Here is a 23,145-nt window from a genome sequence, read left to right as displayed (position 1 = left end):
TTTCTTTACCAAACGAAAGGGTAGCGCGTGTCTGCATACGAATCCCGGGCCTGGATCAAGCACTACAGCGACTGGACCCCCGCCACGCTTGATTATGGCGATAAGACCATCGTTGATTACTACGTTAATAACCTCCGCATCAATGCGAATAAGTCCGCTACCTACTTCTTCGGCAGTACACAGAGCTACGCGGACCTAGACGCACAGGTGCGCGCCGCCGCCGCGGGCCTTAAAGCCTTTGGCATTCGGCCTGGCGATAGGGTCGCCATCGTCATGCCCAACTGCCCCCAACACGTGGTGGCGTTTTATGCCATCCAGCTGCTCGGGGCCACCGCGGTGGAGCACAACCCCCTCTACACCGCCCACGAGCTCGAGGGACTGTTCCAGGACCACAGGGCGCGCGTGGTCATCGCCTGGGACAAAACGGCGCGGACGCTGAATAAGCTGCGCGCCACCACCCCGCTAGAGACCATCGTCTCCGTGAACATGATCGACGCGATGCCACCGCTCAAGCGCCTCGCGCTGCGGATCCCCCTGCCGCCGCTGGCCGCGAAGCGCGAGCAGCTGACCGGCGCGGCCCCGAATACCGTGGCCTGGTCCACACTTATCGGTTCCGCCATCGGCGGCGATGGCAAGGACCTCGAGATTGCCCAGGTCACGCAGGACGATATCGCGCTTATCCTCTACACCTCCGGCACCACCGGAAAACCCAAGGGCGCGCTGCTGTCGCACGGCAACCTCATCGCCAACTGCGTGCAGGGCGAGGCTTGGCTGACGAATATGGACGCCACCGAGCAGCGCTTCCTCGCCGCCTTGCCGCTCTTCCACGCCTACGGCATGACCACGCTGTGCGTACTCAGCATCTACTTCGGCGCCGAGCTGATCTTGGTTCCGTCCCCGCAGATGCCGCTCATCATGGACATCATTAAGAAGCACACTCCCACTTGGCTGCCGGGCGTGCCCACGTTGTACGAGAAGATCATGGACGCCGCCGAGGACAAGGGCGTGGATCTCGCCGGCATCAGCAACGCGTTCTCTGGCGCCGCTACCCTGCCGGTTGACGTGATGGAGCGCTGGGAATCCATGACTGGAGGCCGCCTCGTGGAGGGCTTCGGCATGACCGAGACCTCCCCCGTGCTTATTGGCAACCCCATGAACGGCAACCGCCGCCCGGGCTATGTGGGCCTGCCCTTTCCCGATACCGAGGTGCGCATTGGCAACCCGGATAACCTCGATGAAACCCAGCCAGATGGCGAGCCGGGCGAGATGCTGGCTCGCGGGCCGCAAATTTTCCAGGGCTATTTCAATAACGAAAAGGCCACCGAGGAGTCCTTCCACAATGGTTGGTTCCGCACCGGCGATATGGCCACCATGGATGAGGACGGCTGGGTCAGGCTGGTTAGCCGCATCAAGGAAATCATCATCACTGGCGGCTTTAATGTCTACCCGGCCGAGGTCGAAGAAGTGGTGCGCAAGCACCCAGACGTCAAGGAGGTCGCCGTGGTGGGCCGCCCGCGCAAGGATGGCTCCGAGGACGTCGTCGCCTGCGTCATCCTGCGCGATGGCGCCGTCTTAGACCCAGAAGGCCTCAAATCCTTCTGCCGCGAGCGCCTGACCGGCTACAAGATTCCGCGTACCTTCTACCATTTTGAGGAGCTGACCTCGGACCAGCTGGGCAAGATCCGCCGCCGCATGGTGCAGCAGGATCTCCTCGATCTCCTCAAGCAGAAGGCTTAGTATTAACCACCATGTCAGACCTCGAGTACGACGCTACGCTGACGGATTTCCTCGCCACCGCAGTAGCCAACTTCCCCCACCGTCCCGCCACATTTTTCGGCGGCGAGACCTTGAGCTACGCGGAGCTGGATACCCGCATCGCCGCTGCCGCCGGCGCCCTGCGGGAGATGGGAATCCGCCCCGGCGACCGGGTAGCGCTGGTCTTGCCCAACTCCCCGCAGCACCTCATTGCCTTTTTCGCGGTGCTGCGCCTAGGCGCGGTCGTAGTCGAACATAACCCTCAGTACACCGCCCACGAGCTGGCCCCGCTCTTTGCCCACCACGGCGCCAGCGTCGCCCTGGTCTGGGATCAGGTCGCCGCCGTGGTCGATGGCCTGGCCAGCACGGTGATCCCCGTGCCTTTGGAGGCGCCCCTTCCCCTCTCCGGCGCCCCAGTGCCCCACCGCCAGGCCGCGCTTGCCGATGCCGCCCTCATCCTCTACACCTCCGGCACCACCGGCCAGCCCAAGGGCGTGGTGCTCACGCACGGCAACCTCGCCGCTAATTGCATCCAATTGGAAGCCCAGGCCGATCTGCGCCCGGGCCACGAGCGCTTCCTCGCCACGCTGCCGATGTTCCACTCCTATGGATTGACCATGAGCGTCTTGCTCGCGGTGCGCTGCGCCGCCGAGATCATCCTGCTGCCCGCCCCGCGCCCCGCGGCCGTTGTCAGCGCCTTGGCGCAGCGTCGTCCAACATGGATGCCAGGCGTTCCCACCATTTATGAACGCGCCATGGACGAGCTGGCGGCGGAATCGGGTGCCGAATCTGGCGCAAAACCAAGTGCTGAACCGGCAACAGGAGCGGCCGCCGAACAGGCCGCAGACCTGGGCGGGGTGCGCTACGCCATTTCCGGGGCGGCATCGCTGCCCGCGCGCATCATCGAGCCCTGGCAGGACCGCACCGGCGGCATGCTCGTCGAGGGCTACGGGCTTACTGAGGCCTCCCCCGTGCTGACCATCAACCCGCTTGGTGAGGGTCGGCGCGTGGGGACCATCGGCAAGCCGCTTGCCGATACCGACTTGCGCATCGGGGATCCCGCCGACCTTGACCGCAGCCAACCCGATGGCACGCCCGGCGAGATCCTCGCCCGCGGGCCCCAGGTTTTTGCGGGCTACCTCGATAATCCCGCCGCCACGCGGGAGGCATTCCACGGCGATTGGCTGCGCACCGGCGATATGGGTGTGCGCGAGGCTGATGGCCATTTCCGGCTGGTGGGCCGGATTAAAGAGGTCATCATCACCGGTGGCTTTAACGTCTTTCCTAGCGAGGTGGAACACGCCCTGCTTAGCCACCCTGCGGTGGGCCAAGCCGCGGTGGCGGGCGTCCCGCGTGCCGATGGTTCCGAGGATGTCGCCGCCTGCCTGGTGCTCCACCCCGGCGCCACCTTTGACGCGGAAGCGCTGCGCGAGCACTGCCGTGGCCTCCTGGCCCGTTATAAGGTCCCCCGCCATTTCGTGGTGCAAGAAGAATTGCCCACCGATCAGCTGGGCAAGCTGCGCCGCCGTCAGGTGCAGGACATCTTGGTGGCGGAGGTTTCTTCCCGCTAACTCGCGGCGCGCATTCGGCTGAAGAATCTATTCTGTGAAGTGACACTCGCAGCGATTAGGCTGGGGAGTATGACTGAACAGAACCAAGAAAAGATTAACGTCAAGTCCTTCGAGCTCGACCACCGCCTCGTCAGCGCACCATATATCCGCGTGGCTGACCGCACCGATTTGGGCGGCGGCGTCGAGATTATCAAGTACGACCTGCGCTTCTGCCAGCCCAATAAGGAGCACTTGGACACGGAGGCGCTGCACTCCGTGGAGCACATGATGGCCAACTTTATGCGCAACTACACCGATAAGCTCATCGGCTTTGCTCCCATGGGCTGCCGCACCGGCTTCTACGCCATCACCAACGGCATGGAGCAGGATGAATTGCTGCGCGCCGTTGAGGGTGCGTTGAACGATATCCTTTCCGCCACAGAGGTTCCCGCCGCCAACGAAGAACAGTGCGGTTGGGGCGCGCACCACAGCTTGAAGGGCGCGCAGGATGCGGCCCGCAAGTTCTTGGACGCCAAGCCGGAGTGGCTCGAGGTCATGGCTGCCTAAGACTGCGCCGGGGCGGCTTTTGCGCCGCCCGTGCTGCCCGCGCTGCCAGTGCTGCCTGCAAGCGACACTTACGTCCAAAACAACCGCGTTTCGCCAAAAATGAGGGCGAATTTGAGAAGAACGCGGTTGTTTTGGACGTTTTTATATGCGTGCGGCCTAGTCTTCGTCCATGGATACGCCCAGCCACACCGGCTCGGGCACGAGCTCGACGCCGAAGGCTTCGCGCACGCCGTCGCGGATCGTGCGGGCCAGCGCGACGATGTCTGCGGCGGTCGCGTTTCCGCGGTTGGTCAGCGCCAGGGTGTGCTTGGTGGACAGCGTTGCTGGGCCGGAGCCGGGGTAGCCCTTTGTGAATCCTGCGTTATCGATAAGCCAGGCTGCCGAAAGCTTTTCGTGCGGGGACGGTTCGCCCTGTGCTGAAGCGGTGGCGGGATGGCGGGGCATGCGGTCGGCGGGGGCATCGCCAAGCGTGGCGCGCACCTTGTCCTGGATGGCATCAGCGACGCTGGACTCGACCACGGGGTTGGTGAAAAAGGAGCCTGCGGACCAGGTGTCGTGGTCGGCGGCATCGAGCACCATGCCCTTGCCGCGGCGCAGCGCGAGGACCTCTTCGCGGACCTGGGCGACGGGGCGGCGTTCGCCGGGGGCATCGGTAAGCTGGCCAAAGCGCAGTGGGCGCGACAGCCCATCGGTGGTCAATTGCAATTCGACCTCGAGCACCACCGCTCGGCCGGTGAATTTCAGGTTGGAGTAGCGGTAGGCCAGATCAAGATCGGAGACGGGAACCCACTCATCGGCATCGGTGCGCAGGTTATACAGGCGCACGCGGGTCAAGACCTCAGAAATCTCGGCACCGTAGGCGCCTACGTTTTGTACGGGCACCGCGCCCACCGTGCCGGGAATGCCGGACAGGCACTCGATGCCGCCCAGGGACTGTGCCACGGATTCCGCCACGACCTCGTCCCATACCGCACCGGCTTGGGCGCGCACGAGGCCAGTCTCGGTATCCATGTCCACCGCGGCAAAGTCGAGGACGACGGCGACCACGTCTACCTCGCCATCAGAAACCAGCAGGTTGGAACCGCCGCCGACCACGATGAAAGGAACTTTTTCTTTCTCGAGGTACCGCAGTGCCGCAACCGCTGCTTCAGGCCGCGAACAACGCAACGTGACCCGCGGCTTTCCCCCCACGCGCAAGGTGGTGAGATCGGCAAAGCTCGCCGTGGGATCCACGTCTACGCCGTCGATTGCTGTGAGTTGTTGCGTAAAAAATTTATCAAGCACGTATACCAAGGTAGTCTGTTAAGCATGTCAACTCGTAGTGAAAACACCGTAACCATCAATCAGCCTATCGACATGGTTCACAAGGCGCTGCTCACCCAGGGGTACTGGGAGTACATCGTGGCAAACCTTTCCCCTGAGGCAGGCCAGGTTCACGATTTCTCCGATAACGTAGCCACGCTCTACGAGGTTCTTCCGACCACCCTCTTGCCAGAGGCAGTGCGCGCCATGGTCTCGCAGGATCTCAAGGTCAAGCGCGTGGTCACCGTGGGCGAGCTCAACGGCCAGGCCGCTGACGTCAACTACACCGCAGACGTCAAGGGCACCCCGGTGGACTTCAAGGGCGATATTTCCCTGGCCGGCGAGGGTGAGATGACCAAGCTGACCTACACCAACGAGATCTCCGTCAAGATCCCGATGATGGGCGCGGCCATCGAGCCAAAGGTGGGCGAATCCCTCTCGGAGCTCTTTGATAACGAGGGCAAGCTGACCGAACAGTGGATTTCTGAAAACTCCTAAGGCATCCCAGCCTTAGCATCCACCGATTCCCATGGCCGACCACGCTCATAACCTGCGCGCCAGCGCAGCAGCGGGTCGGCCTTTTGGCGTTATTACCCGCGGCACCACCAACTACAACCGGCTGCGGCGCTGCGATAGGTGGATGATGGCGCACCCGGAAATCTCGGCGTTGCTGCGCCACGTGCGCACCCCGCTCGCGCTCGACGTGGGCTATGGCGCCTCACATACCACCACCGTGGAGTGGGCGCGGTGGCTGCGCCGCATCAACCCCCGCGTGGATGTGCGCGGGCTGGAAATCCACCCGGACAGGGTACTGCCGCCGCGCGATGGCGTGCGCTTTGAGCTGGGCGGATTTGAGCTTGCGGGATACCGGCCGCAGGTGGTGCGCGCCTTTAATGTGCTGCGCCAATACGATGTGGACCAGGTTGCGGAGGCGTGGCAGACGGTGTGCTCACGCTTGGCGCCTGGCGGGTTCTTCGTGGAGGGTACCTGCGATGAACTGGGCCGGCGCGCGGCGTGGATCCTGCTCGATCAGCATGGCCCAAAGACGTTGACGCTCGCATGGGATCCTTTCGACGTGACCCGCCCCTCTGATGTGGCCGAGCGCCTGCCCAAGGTGCTCATCCACCGCAACGTGCCCGGCGAGCCCATCCACGAGCTCCTGCAGGCCGCCGATAGGGCGTGGGATCGCGCCGCCGGGTGGGCCCCGCACGGCCCGCGGGTGCGGTGGCGCATGGCACACGCCCTGCTTGCCGATGCCCCCTTTAGCCTCCAGCCTCCCCGCCGTCGGCTGCGCGATAATACGCTCACTGTGAGCTGGGAGAGCATCGCGCCCCGCTAATATCCAGCACACATTGCCACCGGCCGCCTCATGCGCCACACTGGTAGTCATGGCTGCAAAGAAATCGGGCGGATCGCTCGCTTGGAAAATTGTCGTAGGCGTCCTCGTCGCGCTGCTTGTTTTAATCCTCATCGCCGAGTTTGGCCTGCGCTGGTTCATTGGTAATCAGATGACCGAGGAGTTTAAAAATAGCGCCAAAGAAGAAGGCATCGAGGTCACAGAAGATCCCTCGGTAAGCTTTGGCGGCAGCCCCCTCCTCTTTGGCCTGCTGCGCGGCTCGATTTCCCAAATGGATATGACCACGCCGTCGACCCTGCAGATCGAAGGATCGCAGATCAAGGGGCAACCCGCCTCTGAAATCCACGTGGAAGACATGTCGACGGATACCGATAACCCAGTAGCCGGCTTCCTCCGCGCCACCACTACCGTTCCGGATGACTATCTGCTGGCCAGCTTCCAAAAAGGAATCTCAGACCAATCTGGCAGCGAAACCATTGGGAATATGGTGGTCACTGAAATCACCGCGAATGACCAGAGCGACGAGCTGGAGGTGAAATTTGGCGCCGGTTTGGCCAGCCTTTCGCTCAAGCCCACCGCCCGCGACGGCAAGCTGGAGATCAATGCCACCGAGGCCGCAATCTTTGGCCTCTCGCTGCCTGAGCAGGCCACTAGCTCCATTTCCGAGGCACTGCAGGAAGGCATGTCTGATGAGCTCATAGCCAAGGACTTGCAGGCCGAATCCGTGGATGTAGGCGACGGCAAGGTCACGCTCACCTTTACGGGCACCGATGTCCCGTTGAAGGATTTGGAACACTTCTCAGACGAAAACGGCGAACAGAAAAAGGCCGCCTAACAGCGCCGTCCTAGGGCGGGGTCGGCCGAAGAAGCGGCCGACCTAGGTAGCGACTTAGGCGGTGGGAAATTCTACGACGGGCAGCGAGCTGGACAGCTCGCTGCCTTTTTCTATGACGAGTTTATGAAATCCCGCCTGGGTGGCAGCGGTTTGTGCGATGGACCGCGCCGGTTCCGCCTCCGGCAGGATGAGGCCCACGCGGGCCGGGTCCGGGCAAGCCTCGCGGATGGCGACGAGCTCGGAGAGGATAGGGGTGGCATCGGCAAGCGTGGCATCGACGCTGACCCACACCTCGTCCGCGCCGGACTGGATGGCCAGGCGGGCCTCAGAGGCCTTGATGAGGGTGTGATGCCGGCCGGTGGGATAGCCCGCCACGGCGGTAATGCTCGCCGGCTCTGCTGCAGCCGCCACCGTCACGTGGTGCGGCGAGACCAAAACATGCTGCCCAGCGGCCTGCTCCCTGACCTCAGCGGCGGAAGCGTGCAAGAGATTTTTCATGCTTAGTAGCTGTAGTCGCCGTTGATGATGGCCTTGAGCTGCGGGCGCACGTCAAACCAGTAGACACCGGTGATGACCGTGCCAATCCACGCCAAAATTTGGAGGCCGGTAGCCATCGCTACCGCCGAGCCCGCAAGCAGGCCTACCCATACCCATTTACCTTTGCGGTCGCCGGCCCGAAACGCGTCCTCGCGCGTTGATGCTGCCAGGATTGCGCCGATGATGGCGGTAATGGTCAGGACCTGGAAGAAGTAGATGGGAAACTTATGGGCAATGTCAAGTAAGAGGTACATGCAGATTAATTCGTGGGTTCGTCGGTATCGATAACTTCGCCATCGATAATATTATCGTCACTCTCCGCAGCGGCGGAATTACCATTCTTGGGCGCGTTCTTCTTCTCGTTCACGCGCTCCTGGGCATAGTCATACGCGTCCTTCACGCCCTCGCGGGTTTCCTTGTACGCATCCGCAAACTTGTCCTTCGCCTCAGAGAAAGCCTCCGAGTCGCGGGTTTCTTCCGCAGCCTTCTTAATGGACGCGCCCCACTGCTTGGCGGTAGTGGTGGCCTTATCCAGCATGCCGTCGTTCTCGCCCTGTGGGTCCTGCGCACCCGTGCCCTGCACGCCCTGGTTCTCACGCTCTTCCTGCAGGCGGCCGCCGAAATCCTTGGCGGTATTCAGCGCGGACGCACCGGCTTCCTTCAGGGAATCAAAAAGCTTCTTCTTCTCAGTCATGAAATCCTCCGTGTGACGAATTATTCCGGCGCATTAGGCGCCGAAAATGAGATGATTAACAGCATATATGGCCAAGCCTGCCAGGGAGCCGACGATCGTGCCGTTGAGGCGAATAAATTGCAGATCCTTGCCCACCATCAGCTCGATATTCTGCGAGGCTTCCTGCGCATCCCAGCGCTTGATGGTCTCCGGAATGATCGCGATGATCTCCGGAGCGAATTTCTCCACCGCGTAGCGCGCGGCCTTGTCCACCAGGTCATTGGCCTGGGCCAAGAACTCGGAATCCTCGAGCAAACGGTGCGCCAATTCCTTCACCTTGGCCGTCATCTTCTGCCGTAGGAAGGACTCCGGGTCATTGAACTGATCAATCAGCGTGGTAGAAATCGTGCGCCACATCGCCGCCGGCGCCTGCTGTACTTGGTCAGAGGCCAGCATCTCTTGCTTGATATTCTCAATGCGCTCGCGCATATCCGCATCCCACTGCAGATCCGCAGCCAGCTTGGATAGGTTGCGGCGAATGGCCAGGCGGGCCTCGTGGTTGCCATCGCGGCGGACCTCTTCGGCGAAATTAACGAGCTCGCTATAGACCTTGTCCCCCACCATCTCGCGGGCAAAGCGCGGCGCCCACCCGGGCATTCGATCATCAATCGCCGTGACCACCGTCGATTCCATGCCAAGAATCTTCTTGTGCGCCCAGTCAATGAGGTCATCCTCCAGCGGGCGCGCCTTACCGTCCGCGATATAGCCCTCCAGCAACCGGCCCAACGGCGGCCCCCACTCCGGCTCCGCCAGGCGGTCCATGACCTGGGTGCGGATGAACTGCTCCGCCTCAGCCGGGTCGAGGTCCTCCACCACGCTGGCGGCGCGCTGGCCAATCCATTCGGAGACCTCCTCCGCCTTGCCGGGTTCTGCCCCTTGGCGCGCCAGCCACAGCGGCAGCTCCGCATCCCGCACCTTGGCACTCAGCGCATCCGCGGTCAGGAAGTTCTCCTCCACGAAGTCCTTCAGCGCATCACCCACGCGATCCTTATTATTCGGAATCAGCGCCGTGTGCGGGATGGGCAAGCCCATCGGCCGACGGAACAGTGCCGTCACCGCGAACCAGTCCGCCAGACCACCGACCATGCCGGCCTCAGCCGCCGCACGCACGTAGCCTACCCACACCGGCGCCCCGCTTTCCGATGCCTGCCACCACGAGCACCCCAAAAAGATCACTGCCGCCAGCAGCAGCAGCGACAGCGCAATCGCTTTCCACCGCCGCAGGTCCGCCCGGCGCGCCTCCTGGTTGCCGGCCTGCGGCACACCGGTGCCTGACGATGCCGGCTCCCTCGCCGTATCGAGCTCTGCGTCCGAGCGGTGCGTCATGTGTACTCCTTGGGGATTGTGAAGGTGCATTCGAGCTTCGGTCTATAACACTAGTGGGCATTGCGGGGGCGCAAGGTAGCTGGCTTGGCTAAAATCAATCTTTAGCTTTTCAAACCACTGAAATGCACTTCCCAGTGGCGTAGATCGACGAAGGACGATTCAGGTGGCACGACTCAACCTCAAGGCAATCGAAGAACGCATCAAGCCCCTTGCCGGGCAGGATGACTATGACCGCGAGTTCATCTTTGATCTCTTGCTGGCGTACGGCCGCTCGAAGGGAAATATCACGCGCCTGCGCAATGGCTCGCTCAACATTGCTGAGGATCCAGAGCACGAGGTGGCGCAGAAAAACATCATTTACTTCCGCGAGACCACCGGCGATCTCCTCGAAGAACTTGAACGCCTGCGCGTTTCCCCCACGGTGGTGAAGTTTGCCACCCGCTTTGTCATCGTCACCGATTACACGGAGATGATCGCGTACGACCTGAAGACTAGGGAGAACCGTACCTTCCCTCTGCGCGAAATTGACCAGCATTTCACCTTCTTCTTGCCTTGGGCCGGCATGGAAAAGGCCCAATACACCGCCGAATCCCACGCGGATGTCAAGGCCGCGGAGAAGATGGGCACACTGTTCGATGAGCTCGCTTCCGCCAACCCCAGCATCATGAAAGACCCCGAACAGCGGCACGGACTGAACGTATTTTTCACCCGCCTGCTGTTTTGTTACTTCGCCGAGGACACCGGCATCTTTGGGGAGAACCAGTTCACCAACGCGGTGGGATCGCACACGCTGGAGGATGGCTCCGACACCGCCGATTTCATCCGCGACATGTTTGCCGCCTTGGATGAACCAGACCCGACGAAAAAGCCCAGCCACTTGGCGGACTTCCCTTATGTCAACGGCCGTCTCTTCCGCGCCGACGCCCACCTGACGGTGCCGCGCTTTCCCCCAAAGCCCGTGAGATGCTCATCGAGCTCGGCCGCCAGATTTGGCTCGACATCAACCCAGACATCTTCGGCTCCATGTTCCAGGCAGTCGTTGCACCAGGCAAGCGCTCCAACTTGGGCCAGCACTACACTTCAGTGCCCAACATCCTCAAGACCATCGAGCCACTATTTATGGATGATCTCAAAGAGGAGTTCGACAAAGCCTACGACAGCACCAACAAGTTAGATAAGCTTCTCAACCGCATCGCCCGCATCAAGGTCTTCGACCCAGCCTTTATGCGCAAATCAAGTCTCTCATGCGAGAACCAAGTCCTAGCGGCAATAGCCGCTTAGCATGAAGGGCGATGACTCTAGCTACGTAAACAGTCCATGGATTGTGTTCTTGGACGAACTACCCATACACCTGCCGTATCCCTCCACTGACCTTGAAATGAGCCTAGTCATGCAGAACTTTTCTCAGGCCTCTACAGAACTTGTTTCCAACCTGCACAAGATCGAATCAGAACTTAACCTCGACAAGCGCACCAGTGCGGAAGATCAACTTAAGGTTCCAATTCACAATTTTCTAACTGAGGGACCTGACCCCTGTTTGGTGGACACCTGATATCCAGCCCAGTCGAGCTGGCAAGATTGGTAATCTACCACCATGTCCAGGTACTCCGAACAGTTCAAACGCGATGCCGTGGCCCTCTATGAGAACAATGAGGACCTCTCACTGAACGCAGCATCAGCAGAGCTCGGTATCAACCGTGCCTCGCTGCATGCTTGGGTCAAAAAGTACGGCACCGGCAAACGTGCCCGCATAAAAGCAGTGCATGATAAAGCCCAAGCGGCGAATGATTCTGCGCGAATCCGACAGCTAGAAAAGGAAGTCTCTAAGCTGCGCGAAGAACGCGATATCCTGCGTAAGGCCGCGAAATATTTTGCTTAAAGCAGACTCACTGGTGATCCGCTTCCAGTTTGTCGATGACCACCGAACCGAATACTCGGCTTATGCGGATGTGCCACGTTTTAAAGCTGAATCGTTCCTCGTTTTACAAGTGGGTGAGCACCCGCAAAAAGCGCAGGTTAAAGGTATATTCTGACGGTCTTATTGGTGCAAGAATCAAGACCATCTTCGATGATGAGCACGGGCTTTACGGAGCTAAACGCATCGCCGCAAGCCTTAAGGAAGACCTGGCGTATACCCCGGTCAATCACAAGAAGGTTGCACGCATCATGAAAACCATGGGACTAAAAGGCTTTAGCAAACGGCGTCGATGCACCACCACCAAGCGCAAACCTGGTCACCGCGTCATGCCAGATTTAGTAGGCCGCAAATTCACAGCTGACGAGCCGAACCGTGTGTATGTCGGCGACATTACCTACCTGCCGTGCAAGGGAGGCAAAAACATGTATTTGGCCACAGTCATTGACACTTACTCACGCAAACTTGCAGGTTATGCACTCGCAGACCACATGCGGGTCTCACTGGTCATCGATGCTCTAGCCCACGCACACGGCGTGCGCGGCAGTCTTGACGGGACTATTTTCCATTCCGATCACGGCAGCGTGTACACCTCACAAGCCTTTAGGAACTACTGCTCGTCGTTAGGTGTACGCCAGTCCATGGGAGCGGTAGGAACGAGTGCCGATAATGCCCTGGCAGAATCCTTTAACGCCACCTTAAAACGTGAAGTGCTGCGTGATCGGAAAGTCTTTGACAACCCAATTACCTGTCGTCAAGAGGTCTTCCGGTGGTGCATGCGCTACAACACGCGCCGGCGACACTCCTGGTGCAATCTCGTAGCTCCTGATGTCTTTGAAACCAAGTCTTCGGCTATACTGACCACAGCAGCATAGCTAGCCCCCGATGTGTCCACTTTCCGGGGGTCAGGCCCTATCGTCAATGAAACCTTTATCGCGAAGCAGCCGAATACGCTTAGAAGCTCCCGAATGATTAATCCCCCACAGTCTGGCAACATGGTCGCGCGTCATAGCTTCAAACGCCACCAGCCAATCAAAAAGAAGCCGATCCCTATCGGTTAACTCAAATTTCTTAGCCGTACGAAACGGCCGTCGCCTCCGGTCTGAAACACGAATAATCTTCACCATGCAGTAATGGTCGCACTAGAGTGTGCACACCCTAATGCATAAACGAAACGATTATCACGCACTTTGAAGGAACATGACGAATACCCTTCTCCCGCCTCGCCTACGGCTCGTTGGGCGCCGGGGCATGAAGACTTCGCTATCATGCCCCGGAAGTTCTCGCACGAAACTTCTAACCTTCGCTTCACGAATTCAGTATGAGCAGTGAGCTACCGATTGCTCCAGTACCTACATTGTCAATTGACGCAATAATTCGACTTCGATTGTTATGGCCCATTCTCTGCCCCTTTTTCTTTGGTTATGCGGACAAGACACTTCTTTGAAGAAGACTGACCTGCACTTTCAATAATCCAAAGAGCAATCAGGCATAACACTGCCATTGCTAAGGTACCTAGGATTTCGAATCCTAGATCACTGCTTAGCTCAACCCGCAGCGAGGCCATAAAAGGTGATCACATAGACAACTATTGCAAATCTCTAATTAGCATTTTAACATTTACATATTGGAAATATATCCTCTCTCGAAAGGTAAGACCTTGACCAAAAAGCGTTCACCTCTCCCATTACTGGCATCTTTAACACTCCTGCTGACTACATCAATTGCGACCCCCTCTGCAATCGCACAAGATTTAGCACCCAAGGAAACGTCACCTGGAAGTCAGATCATCCACACCGAAACGCCTGCTGAGTTCCCAACTACCTCTACACGATCCGCGCACACGGTGGAGATTGCCCCTGGGGCTAGCGGCGCCTTTGTAGCACAAGACGTAGAAGGGTATGGGCTCTATGTTGATAGAATCAATGCCAGCTACATGCCTGGAGCCTCTCTTCAAGGCCAAAACATATGCGGTATCACACTAGAGACTTCTTATACAGAGAACTATGGTCGCCACCGAGTCCGAACAGCCACCCCTCCCTGCTCGGTGTTTTCCGCTTGGGTCAACTTCCCTGTTAAAAAACTCCTGAGGAACAACTCGAAAGTATGTTCAAGGGTGAAGGTTAACGGCGTTTGGTCTAACAAAACCTGCGCAACAATACACAGGTAGGTCGATATGGGATCCATCATTTTTATTTTCTTAGGCTGGGCTGCTGCCTTAGCTATCCCTGGTGCGATTATTTACCAACTGGTAAAAATACGAAAAGCGAAGGAAACACATAAAAAGAGCGATTAATCCCCGCGTATAGTCCGACTAGATAGAAGATTTTCAAATCTTTCCTTTACCTACGCAAACAGCACCACATGCCATGAGTGCAAGATGGTGGGTGCGGCGAATCGCCGCACCCACCATCTTTTAGACATAACCTCTCAGCAATCGGGATATCGCAGTTGTGCCATAGAACTGGGGGGGTGCCAGCGCACCATAGATCGTGGTCAGGGGAATGAACACTGGTGACCAGATAGCAGAGCGCTTATGTCAGGCAATGCACCGGAGCATTCGCGTATCAATATGAGCAACAGAGCGCGCTCAAAACGTTCACACTATTGGCACTCTTAGTGGCACCGGGACATAGTCCATCCAACCCAATCTTGTTAAGGAAGGTTTTACTTAACTGCCTAACGGCAGGGGAACCGTATATTGCTTACGGTCTGTCACCCTTTTTACGCCCTGTGGGTAAAACGATTCCAGTCCTCGATAACGCTCGTTGAACGGTTCGAACCGAAACAGCGAACTCTGCAGCGGCATCGGACACAGTTGGGTAGTGCCCTGTCTGCGAAAAAGTATCGTCAAAGTATGCTGCAATTTTGTATGACTGACTGCGACCACTTGCGGAACGACGCTTATTAGCGTTACTCAAAGCCTCACGCTGTTCTTGCGCATATTTACCATCTGGATCGGTCTTCCAGCGCTCTGCGGCTTTCTTACCGCGGTTGCGTCCACTAGTGTGGTGTATCTGTAACCCGTGGTAAGCCTCGTGCCGTTGCGGAAGGAAATAGTTGCCCGGAAAAATCAATAACCTCGGCGATTTACTCCTACTTTCGTAGTGCAGGGATCGTTCCGAGGCTTTCACAATAAAGCCTAGCGTTTCCATAATGAATAATCCAAGATCGACAATAGAACGGGACTTGACGCTGGAAAGTGGACACGTCGGGGAATAAGGCTGCTTGCCAGTGGGCCTACTTTAGTAGTCAAAATGTGTGGCGGCCTTGCGCAGGGTGTCGCGTTCTTCGCGCAGCTTTGCGTTTTCTTTTCCCTCACTGGCGGATCCGTTCGGAATCATTCGCCGCTTGGGCTTCATCATGCACGGCTTTTATGCGGGCGCACGTTTACCGGCGCCGTACTTCTTCACCCATGAATGCAGCGAGGCACGGTTGATGCCGAGCTGGGCTGATGCTGAGTTCAGCGAGAGGTCCTCATTGTTCTCATAGAGGGCCACGGCATCGCGTTTGAACTGTTCGGAGTACCTGGACATGGTGGTAGATTACCTTTCTTTCCAGCGCGACTGGGCTAGATATCAGGTGTCCACCAAACAGGGTCCGGTTCAAGCTCCAGCGGAGCCGGGGTGTGGGGCAGCTGGGCCATCGCCAAGCGCTAGCTCTCCCGTCAAAACAGGAACAGCCCCGCCTCCTGGCATGTTCTCAATGCTATTGGAGGCGGGGCTGGAGGTGCTTTAAGAGCGAATACTAGTTAACTCGGCCGGTTTCCTTGCGGTACTGCCGGTAGTAGCGGCGTCCGAAGTGAATAGAACCAGCGGCCACAATGGCAACCGCAATCAAGGAAATGGCGCCGATGGCGATGGTCAGGCCGTAGTTGCCCTCACCGGCGGTACCCAGCGGGGTATCCCACACGCCGAGGCCCCAGATGAGGATGCCGGCTGCCGGCAGGCAAGACAAGATCAAACCCATGCCGACCCACGTGGAGGTGCGGAGAAGGGAAGAGTGAGGAGCTGCGAAGGATACTGGGTCGTAGCCTTCGATGTAGTTGTCCTGAATCTTGCCGGAGAACTCCGGATACGTTTCGCTCTGGTAGTCAGCAACTACGTGGGTGTTATCGCTCATGGCGGAGTCTTTCTGTCTTTCTCTCGTTCCTAGTATTCCTACGGAATAACTCTAGCTTAGTCGTCCTTGCCACGGAAAGCAGCACGTGCACGTTCGCGGGTAACGGCAGATACTGCAGTCAGTGGGACGCCAGCCGGGCAGACATCGGCACACTCACCGTAGAGGGAGCAGTGGCCGAAGTTGGATTCCAAATCAGCAACCATGTTGCGGGCACGGCTGCCTCGCTCTTCCTTGCCCAGCGGCATCATGGACAGGTGAACCAGCTTGGCACCAGTGAACAGGTGTGCCGCACCGTTCGGGCAGGCAGCAACGCAGGCACCGCAACCAATGCAGGCTGCGTGATCCAGCGAGTACTCAGCGGTCTCGTGGTTGATGTGCATGGTATCGGCATCCGGTGCGGTGCCGGCATCCATGGAAACGTAACCGCCCTGCTCCATCACGTGGTCCAGTGCGGAGCGGTCAACCACCATGTCCTTGATGACGGGGTACGCAGCGGAACGGAATGGCTCCAGCTGAATGGTGTCGCCATCGTTGAAGTTAAACAGGCGCTGCTGGCAGGCAGGGGTGTTCTGACCAGGGCCGTGTGGGCGACCGTTGACGGTCAAACCACAGGTACCACAGATGCCCTCGCGGCAGTCAGAGGCGAAAGCGAAGGGCCCTTCGCCGCGCTCAATGTAGCCTTCGTTGACGTGGTCCAATAGCTCCAGAATGGACATCTGCTCGGAGGCATCATCCACCCGGACGGTTTCGAATTTACCTTCCTGGGTGGGTCCGGCTTGACGCCAGATCTCAAGTGTCAATTTCATTACTTGTAGTTCCTTGTCATCAGCGGGATCGAGTCAAAGTACAGGGGTTCTGCGTGGCGGATGAACTCGTTCTTGTTCTCGCCCGGCTCCCAGGCGGAAACGAAGCACCAGTTCTCATCGTCACGCTCGGCTTCGCCTTCTTCAGAAAGGTGATCTTCGCGGAAGTGAGCGCCGCAAGACTCATCGCGGTCAAGGGCGTCGATGCACATGAGCTCACCCAGGTCCAGGTAATCGGCAACGCGCAGGCCGTATTCCAGGACTTGGTTCATGTCATTCGCCTCACCAGGGATGCGGACGTTCTTCCAGAAGTCATCGCGCAGGGCGCGAATCTTCTCGATGGTGTCCTTCAGGTCCTCGACGTTACGGGACACACCGCAGCCGAAGTACAGCAGGTCACCCAGCTGGCGGTGGTAGTGGGACGGACCGTGCGGGTCATCGCCGTGGACCTGCATCAACTTATCGATGCGCTCCTGGGACTTCTGCACGGCTTCCTGTGCCTCAGCGGAATCCTCGGCCAGCTTGTCCTCGTTGAGGTGGTCAGCCAAGTAGTTCGGGATGGTAAACGGCAGGGTGAACCAGCCGTCAACGGAAGCCGAAAGCAGGGAGTTAGCGCCCAGGCGGTTAGCGCCGTGGTAGGTCCAAGAGCACTCACCGGCGGCGAAGAGGCCGTCAATAGAGGTCATCTCATTGAAGTCGGTCCACAGGCCACCCATGGTGAAGTGACAGGTAGGAGCAATGCGCATTGGGGTCTCGTACGCGGACTCACCAATGGCCTCTTCATACATCTGAATCAGGTTGGAGTAACGCTCGCGGATCTTATCCTTGCCCAGGCGCTCGATAGCGTCACGGAAGTCAAGGTAGACCGAGTTCTTCAGCGGTCCAACGCCCAAGCCCTTGTTGATCTGCTGGGAAATTGCACGGGAGGCAACGTCACGGGGAACCAAGTTACCGAAGGCCGGATAGCGGCGCTCCAAGAAGTAGTCGCGCTCATCATCCGGGATGGTATTCGGGTCGCGGTCATCGCCTTCTTCCTTGGGCGACCAGATGCGGCCATCGTTACGCAGGGACTCCGACATCAAAATGGTCTTGGACTGCCAATCGGAGTTGACCGGCAGGCCTGTCGGGTGGAACTGCACGAACGCCGGGGAAGCCAGGTAAGCGCCCTTGTCATAAGCACGCATCATGGCGCTGGCGTTGGAGTTCTTTGCCAGGGTGGACATGTGGTAGACGTTGCCGTAACCACCGGTACCCAGGATGACGGCGTGGCCGGTGAAGGCCTTGAGCTCACCGGTAATCAGGTTGCGGGTAACAATGCCGCCCGCGCGCTTCTTGCCGTTTTCCTCGTAGGTGATGATGTCCTGCATGTCATTGTGGGCAAAAAGCTCCACATTGCCCAGGCCGATCTGACGGTACAGTGCCGAGGTCGTGGACAGCTGCAGCTGCTGACCTGTTTGGCCACGGGTGTAGTAGGTACGGGAGACCTGCACACCACCGAAGGAACGGGTGGCCAGGGTGCCGCCGTACTCACGGGCGAACGGGGCGCCGATGGCGTTCATGTGGTCAATAACGCGAACGGACTCGTTAGCCAGACGCCAGCAGTCGGACTCGCGGCAGCGGTAATCGCCGCCCTTCACGGTGTCCTTGGTGTGGCGGTAAGCGGAGTCGTTATCGACCTTCTTGGCGCGGGAGGCGTTGACACCACCCTGCGCAGCAATGGAGTGCGCGCGGCGCGGGGAGTCGTGGTAGGTAAAGACCTTGACGCCGTAGCCCAATTCACCAAGGGCTGCCGCAGCAGCACCCGCGGACAAGCCGGTACCTACAACGAGGACCTCGAACTTGCGGCGGTTCAGTGGGGAGACCAGGTTCATGTGGTCAACGTGGTGAGCCCACATATCCTTCATCGGCACGCCGTGCGGTTCCTGGGATTCCAGGATATTACCAGCGGAGACGCCCTCAACGCTGGACTTTGGGTGCGAGAAGTTGGGGTGTTCACGCTTGAGTTCAGTAGTAGTCATGGGTTCCTATCTCCTTTAGCTGACCAAGCCCAGGGCAACGGACAAAGGCATAACGATGTTGCCGATGCATACAACGGCCGGGATGATGTACGCCAAGACCAAGAAGGTCTGACGCCATTTTGCACCGGTGATACCCAGGTCAGATGCGGCGAGGCGGATGCCGTGGGTCAGGTGCAGGAAGAGGCAGCACATTGCCAGCACGTAGAAGATGGTGACCGGCCAACGGCTAAAGGTTTCGATCATATTGGCCTTGACAGAGCCTTCAACGAAGGCTTCCGGGGCCACTGGCTGTACGCCCAAGGTGAGGTCCAGCAGGTGGAAGATGATGAAGAGCAGCAGCACTACACCGGTCACCAGCATGGACTTGGTGGCGAAGGAATCTAGGCCACCCATCAGGTTGGTGCGCTTGAACTTGCCGCGGGATGCCTTGGAGCGGGAAGCCAAGGTGAAGGCACCGTAGATGTGGGCAAGGATTGCCACGATCAGCACGATGCGGATGATCCACAGGGCAGAGCCGTGCGGCAGCAGCGGTTCACCCATCGAGCGCAGGAACTCGCCGTACTCATCCAGGGCGGGCTCACCGTTGTGTGCCGGCATGTACAGCTTCAGGTTGCCGGCCATGTGGCCGACCACGAAAAGCGCAAAGAGCAAACCGGTGACGGCCATGATGAGCTTCAGTACCCACGATGGCGTTCCGGGATTCTGACGAATTGGTTCATTAGTGATGTGGCCGTGAGCAATTGCCTCACGGTCCGGATTTCTTAAAGTCATGACACCTCCATAGTCGTACTTACCTTAACCGGGCTTAACCGCTGGTTACTAGTTATTTTCGAGCAGCCATTCGCTCCTGGTTCGCAGGCACGATCAGGCGGTGAGATCTTTTAGGTAAGGGTATCCTGAGAACAAGAATGCGAAAACGCTGTCACCTTGGCCACCTTCATTTACGCAATACAGATGTTTCATATTTATGAACCAAACTGTGAGCTTCACCACTCCGTGTTACGCGAGTGATTAACCCACCCCTTTATGTGTCAAACTTTCGCATGAAACCCCACAAACCCGGTGTCCAGGTAGCGAAGAGTCTTCACAAAATTTTCGCCATAAAGATGCACACGCGCGCTTTCTACTAGTAATCTTTGGCGCATGAGTAAGACGTATGTGGGCTCTCGCCTTCGCCAGCTTCGCCGTGAACGCGATCTCAGCCAAGCCTCCCTAGCTGGCACCCTCGGCCTTTCCGCCAGTTACGTCAACCAGATTGAACACGACGTCCGCCCGCTGACCGTGCCGGTTCTCCTGCGCATTACCGAGGTCTTTGGCGTCGATGCCACGTTTTTCTCCCGCGATGATGATTCCCGCCTCCTCGCAGAGATCCAGGACGTCATCCAAGACAAGGAACTGTGCCCTTCCCCAGTGGAACTGCAGGAGCTTTCGGAGCTGGTGTATAACCACCCCACCGTTGCCCGCACGCTTGTCGATGTACACCGTCGCTATCGCAATGTGCGCGATAAGCTGTCGCTGGCTACGGATACGAGGAGGACATCGGAAAGCGCAGCTGCCTTATCCATGCCACACGATGAGGTGCGCGACTTCTTCTACGCCCGTCAGAATTACCTGGACGGGCTGGATCACCGCGCGGAGGAACTTGCCGGTGAACTCGCCGTTTCTGGGTTCGGCATTCGCGATACCGAGCAGGCGCTGGCAAACCGGCTGCGCGAGGAACACGGCGTAGAAATCGAGCTGACGGCGCAGATGGATGGCACGCTGCACCGCTTTGACCGCGAGAACGGGCAGTTCACGCTCGCCTCGCGCCTGAGCGAGGGCCAACGCGCCTTCCGCATGGCCGCCGAGCTCGGCCTGCTCGAGGCCCAAGACCAGATCTCCGCGCTGGTGGCCGATGAGCCCTTTACCTCTGATGCCTCCCGCAGCCTGGCGCAACGCGGCTTGGCCAGCTACTTCGCCGCCGCCACGCTCATGCCCTATGCCATGATGCACAGCGAAGCCGAGCGCGCCGGCTACGACGTGGAGTATCTGTGCCAAGTCTTCGGCGTGGGATATGAGACAGTTGCATCCCGGCTCTCCACCCTGCAGCGCGATAACCTGCGCGGCATTCCCTTTACCTTCGTGCGCGTGGATCGTGCAGGCAATATGTCCAAGCGGCAATCCGCCACCGGCGTGCACTTTTCCAATAACGGCGGCACCTGCCCGCTGTGGAATATCTACGAGACCTTCACCCGCCCGGGGGTCATTTCGCGCCAGCTTGCGCAGATGCCCGATGGCCGCAACTACCTGTGGATTTCCCGCGCCGTGCAGCACCACCAAGGACGCTACGGCGATACTAATAAGCTCTTCGCCATTGGCTTAGGCTGCGAGGCCCGCCACGCCGATCGCACAGTCTATGCGGAGGGCCTCGATCTCACCAATCTCCACGCGGCCACCCCCATCGGCCCAGGGTGTCGCACCTGCGCCCGCGAAAACTGCTCGCAGCGCGCTTTCCCGCCCATCAACGAAGCGATCGATATCGATATCCACCGCTCAGCCGTCGCACCTTACTAGCTGGTCTTTTTAGCCGCGCATAGAGAAACGGCACCGCGGTGCTCCTTTTTGGAGAACGCTGCGGTGCCGTTATGCGGTGTAGGAACGCTTGTTTACAGGTTGATCATGTGGCCGCTGATACCTTCGGCGGCTTCCTTCATGGCCTCAGACAAGGTTGGGTGGGTGTGTACGTTGCGGCCGATTTCCTCAGTAGTCAGGTCGAAACGCTGAGCCAAGGTCAGCTCAGGCAAGAGCTCCGACACGTTGGAGCCCACCATGTGTCCGCCGATGAGCTCGCCGAATTCGCCGTCAGCAATAAGCTTGACAAAGCCGGCGGTCTCATTCAGGCCAGCGGCCTTACCGTTTGCGGAGAACGGGAAGGTAGCAACCTTGATGTCCTTATCCGGGAACTTCTCCTTGGCTGCCTCTTCGGTGTAGCCAAAGGAAGCGACCTGCGGGTTGCAGAAGGTAGCGCGCGGCATGTTGTTGTAGTCACCCAAGAGCTGAGTTTCTGCATCAGCAATGGTTTCTGCCGCTACAACGCCCTGTGCCTCTGCCACGTGTGCGAGCTGCAGCTTCGCGGTGACGTCACCGATGGCATAAATGTGGTCAACGTTGGTGCGCATGCGGTCATCGATGTCGATGGCACCGCGCTCAGTCAGCTCAACGCCGGTGTTCTCAAGGCCAAAGCCCTCAACGCGCGGGGCGAAGCCGATGGAGATCATGGCGCGATCCACGGTCAGGGTGTCCTGCTTGGATCCATCCTTGGATTCCACCTCAACGGTGACATCGTCGCCGTTGTCCTTTACAGAGGTGGTCTTGTAGCCGGTCAAAAGCTTAACGCCAAGCTTCTTGTACTGCTTGGCAATCTCCTTGGATACGTCCTTGTCCTCGTTCGGCAGGACGCGGTCCATGAACTCCACGATGGTGACGTCCACACCGTAGTTGGCCAGCACATAAGCAAATTCCATGCCGATGGCGCCGGCGCCCACGATGACCATGGACTTCGGTGCTTCCTCGTTCAAGATCTGCTCTTCATAGGAAACGATATTGCCGCCCAGCTCAACGCCAGGCAGAGACTTGACCACGGAGCCGGTGGCGATGATGCAGTCATCGAAGGTAACGGTCTTACCTTCATCATCGCCCTCAGTAATCTCAATGGTCTTATCGTCCTTGAAGGAACCCAGACCGTTGATCTCGGTGATCTTGTTCTTCTTCATCAGGTAGTGAACGCCCTTGACGATGCCCGAAGAAACCTTGCGGGAGCGCTTGTGGGCTACACCGAAATCAAAGGAAACATCGCCGGAGATGCCAAAAGCCTTCGCCTCGTGGTTGAAGGTGTGGGCTACCTCTGCATTCTTCAGCAGCGACTTAGAGGGAATACAGCCTACGTTGAGGCAGACTCCGCCCCAGTACTGCTTTTCAATAACAGCGACTTTCTTTCCAAGCTGAGCTGCGCGGATAGCGGCAACGTAGCCGCCAGGGCCCGCACCGAGTACTACTACGTCATAATGTTCGTTAGTCACGCCCTACAGGATACGTAACTTTGTCCTCAATGTCGCGTAATTGGTTACACTTGGGGGCACCCCACCCCAAGCCGCGGTGAGGATAGGGAAAGGGCCCTGCAAAGGGGGCATCGGCAAGCAGCAGATGCACCTCCGCAGGGCCCTTAAGCATTCGTGGACTTAAATCACACCCAAGGATGCTAGCAGCGTGGAATATGCATCCATTGCAGAGTGGATGAATGGCCCAATGAATTCATTGAAGGACACGAGGGCGGAATCAAAAAGGTT

18 protein-coding genes and 2 pseudogenes are annotated in these 23,145 nt (G+C 58.7%); 9 read left to right on the top strand and 11 right to left on the bottom strand.

Annotated features, from left to right (window positions below):
• Positions 1-27 precede the first annotated feature (27 nt).
• From ABRP98_RS04170 to ABRP98_RS04160, 3 genes are all read left to right on the top strand, one after another.
• Positions 28-1,737, top strand: coding sequence for a long-chain-fatty-acid--CoA ligase (locus ABRP98_RS04170; RefSeq protein ID WP_349857663.1), 1,710 nt, complete (start codon positions 28-30; stop codon positions 1,735-1,737).
• A gap of 11 nt (positions 1,738-1,748) precedes the next feature.
• Positions 1,749-3,326, top strand: a complete 1,578-nt coding sequence (locus ABRP98_RS04165) for an AMP-binding protein (protein ID WP_349857661.1) — start codon at positions 1,749-1,751, stop codon at positions 3,324-3,326.
• 69 nt (positions 3,327-3,395) lie between these two features.
• Complete coding sequence (locus ABRP98_RS04160; RefSeq protein WP_023016638.1) at positions 3,396-3,872, top strand: S-ribosylhomocysteine lyase; 477 nt, start codon at positions 3,396-3,398, stop codon at positions 3,870-3,872.
• A gap of 156 nt (positions 3,873-4,028) precedes the next feature.
• Here the strand turns inward: ABRP98_RS04160 and ABRP98_RS04155 are convergent, their stop codons facing one another.
• Positions 4,029-5,156: a UDP-N-acetylmuramate dehydrogenase gene (locus ABRP98_RS04155; protein ID WP_349857659.1), complete on the bottom strand. Its 1,128-nt coding sequence runs from the start codon at positions 5,154-5,156 to the stop codon at positions 4,029-4,031.
• A 24-nt stretch (positions 5,157-5,180) separates the two neighbouring features.
• On the opposite strand from ABRP98_RS04155, the gene ABRP98_RS04150 reads away from it, so the two are divergent.
• The 3 genes from ABRP98_RS04150 to ABRP98_RS04140 are packed head-to-tail and all read left to right on the top strand — an operon-like array spanning position 5,181 to position 7,366.
• Complete coding sequence (locus ABRP98_RS04150) at positions 5,181-5,672, top strand: DUF2505 domain-containing protein (protein WP_284853626.1); 492 nt, start codon at positions 5,181-5,183, stop codon at positions 5,670-5,672.
• A gap of 31 nt (positions 5,673-5,703) precedes the next feature.
• A complete protein-coding gene (locus ABRP98_RS04145) occupies positions 5,704-6,513 on the top strand; it encodes a class I SAM-dependent methyltransferase (RefSeq protein ID WP_349857658.1) in 810 nt (269 codons plus the stop codon).
• A 49-nt stretch (positions 6,514-6,562) separates the two neighbouring features.
• Positions 6,563-7,366, top strand: a complete 804-nt coding sequence (locus ABRP98_RS04140) for an LmeA family phospholipid-binding protein (protein WP_349857657.1) — start codon at positions 6,563-6,565, stop codon at positions 7,364-7,366.
• Between the two features lie 54 nt (positions 7,367-7,420).
• Here ABRP98_RS04140 and ABRP98_RS04135 read toward each other — a convergent pair whose 3' ends face one another.
• The 4 genes from ABRP98_RS04135 to ABRP98_RS04120 are packed head-to-tail and all read right to left on the bottom strand — an operon-like array spanning position 7,421 to position 9,962.
• The gene (locus ABRP98_RS04135) at positions 7,421-7,864 is read right to left on the bottom strand and encodes a deoxyribose-phosphate aldolase (RefSeq protein WP_349857655.1); all 444 of its coding nucleotides are present in this window, start codon (positions 7,862-7,864) and stop codon (positions 7,421-7,423) included.
• Positions 7,865-7,866: 2 nt separating this feature from the next.
• On the bottom strand, positions 7,867-8,157 hold the full coding sequence (locus ABRP98_RS04130) for a DUF2516 family protein (RefSeq protein ID WP_284853622.1): 291 nt from the start codon (positions 8,155-8,157) through the stop codon (positions 7,867-7,869).
• Positions 8,158-8,162: 5 nt separating this feature from the next.
• Positions 8,163-8,597, bottom strand: a complete 435-nt coding sequence (locus ABRP98_RS04125; RefSeq protein WP_349857653.1) for a CGLAU_01105 family protein — start codon at positions 8,595-8,597, stop codon at positions 8,163-8,165.
• A 33-nt stretch (positions 8,598-8,630) separates the two neighbouring features.
• Complete coding sequence (locus tag ABRP98_RS04120; RefSeq protein ID WP_349857652.1) at positions 8,631-9,962, bottom strand: DUF445 domain-containing protein; 1,332 nt, start codon at positions 9,960-9,962, stop codon at positions 8,631-8,633.
• A 163-nt stretch (positions 9,963-10,125) separates the two neighbouring features.
• Between ABRP98_RS04120 and ABRP98_RS04115 the strand changes: the two are divergent.
• Positions 10,126-11,183, top strand: a pseudogene (locus tag ABRP98_RS04115) (type IIL restriction-modification enzyme MmeI); the annotation flags it as partial.
• Between the two features lie 373 nt (positions 11,184-11,556).
• Positions 11,557-12,752 (top strand): annotated as a pseudogene (locus ABRP98_RS04110) (IS3 family transposase).
• A gap of 2,499 nt (positions 12,753-15,251) precedes the next feature.
• Here ABRP98_RS04110 and ABRP98_RS04105 read toward each other — a convergent pair.
• The 5 genes from ABRP98_RS04105 to ABRP98_RS04085 form a co-directional block, all read right to left on the bottom strand.
• A complete protein-coding gene (locus tag ABRP98_RS04105; protein ID WP_296088621.1) occupies positions 15,252-15,413 on the bottom strand; it encodes a transposase in 162 nt (53 codons plus the stop codon).
• 211 nt (positions 15,414-15,624) lie between these two features.
• Positions 15,625-15,999 (bottom strand): hypothetical protein, encoded by a 375-nt coding sequence (locus tag ABRP98_RS04100; protein ID WP_284853962.1) that lies wholly within the window; start codon positions 15,997-15,999, stop codon positions 15,625-15,627.
• Positions 16,000-16,055: 56 nt separating this feature from the next.
• Positions 16,056-16,805, bottom strand: a complete 750-nt coding sequence (locus ABRP98_RS04095) for a succinate dehydrogenase/fumarate reductase iron-sulfur subunit (protein ID WP_349857648.1) — start codon at positions 16,803-16,805, stop codon at positions 16,056-16,058.
• On the bottom strand, positions 16,805-18,820 hold the full coding sequence (locus ABRP98_RS04090; RefSeq protein ID WP_349857647.1) for a fumarate reductase/succinate dehydrogenase flavoprotein subunit: 2,016 nt from the start codon (positions 18,818-18,820) through the stop codon (positions 16,805-16,807). The genes ABRP98_RS04095 and ABRP98_RS04090 overlap by 1 nt, the downstream gene beginning before the upstream one ends.
• Positions 18,821-18,835: 15 nt before the next feature.
• Positions 18,836-19,591 carry a succinate dehydrogenase cytochrome b subunit gene (locus ABRP98_RS04085; protein WP_239268882.1) on the bottom strand — a complete coding sequence of 252 codons (756 nt, stop codon included), beginning with the start codon at positions 19,589-19,591 and terminating at the stop codon, positions 18,836-18,838.
• A gap of 372 nt (positions 19,592-19,963) precedes the next feature.
• Here ABRP98_RS04085 and ramB point away from each other — a divergent pair, with 372 nt between their 5' ends.
• Positions 19,964-21,373: an acetate metabolism transcriptional regulator RamB gene (ramB, locus tag ABRP98_RS04080; RefSeq protein WP_349857645.1), complete on the top strand. Its 1,410-nt coding sequence runs from the start codon at positions 19,964-19,966 to the stop codon at positions 21,371-21,373.
• A gap of 92 nt (positions 21,374-21,465) precedes the next feature.
• On the opposite strand, the gene lpdA is transcribed toward ramB, so the two are convergent.
• Positions 21,466-22,878 carry a dihydrolipoyl dehydrogenase gene (gene lpdA / locus ABRP98_RS04075; protein ID WP_005276561.1) on the bottom strand — a complete coding sequence of 471 codons (1,413 nt, stop codon included), beginning with the start codon at positions 22,876-22,878 and terminating at the stop codon, positions 21,466-21,468.
• Positions 22,879-23,145: the final 267 nt, after the last annotated feature.

This window comes from Corynebacterium sp. KPL2838, from assembly GCF_040225455.1.
In the GTDB taxonomy this organism is placed as follows: domain Bacteria; phylum Actinomycetota; class Actinomycetes; order Mycobacteriales; family Mycobacteriaceae; genus Corynebacterium; species Corynebacterium rhinophilum.
This window is presented reverse-complemented; position numbering and strand designations above follow the sequence as displayed.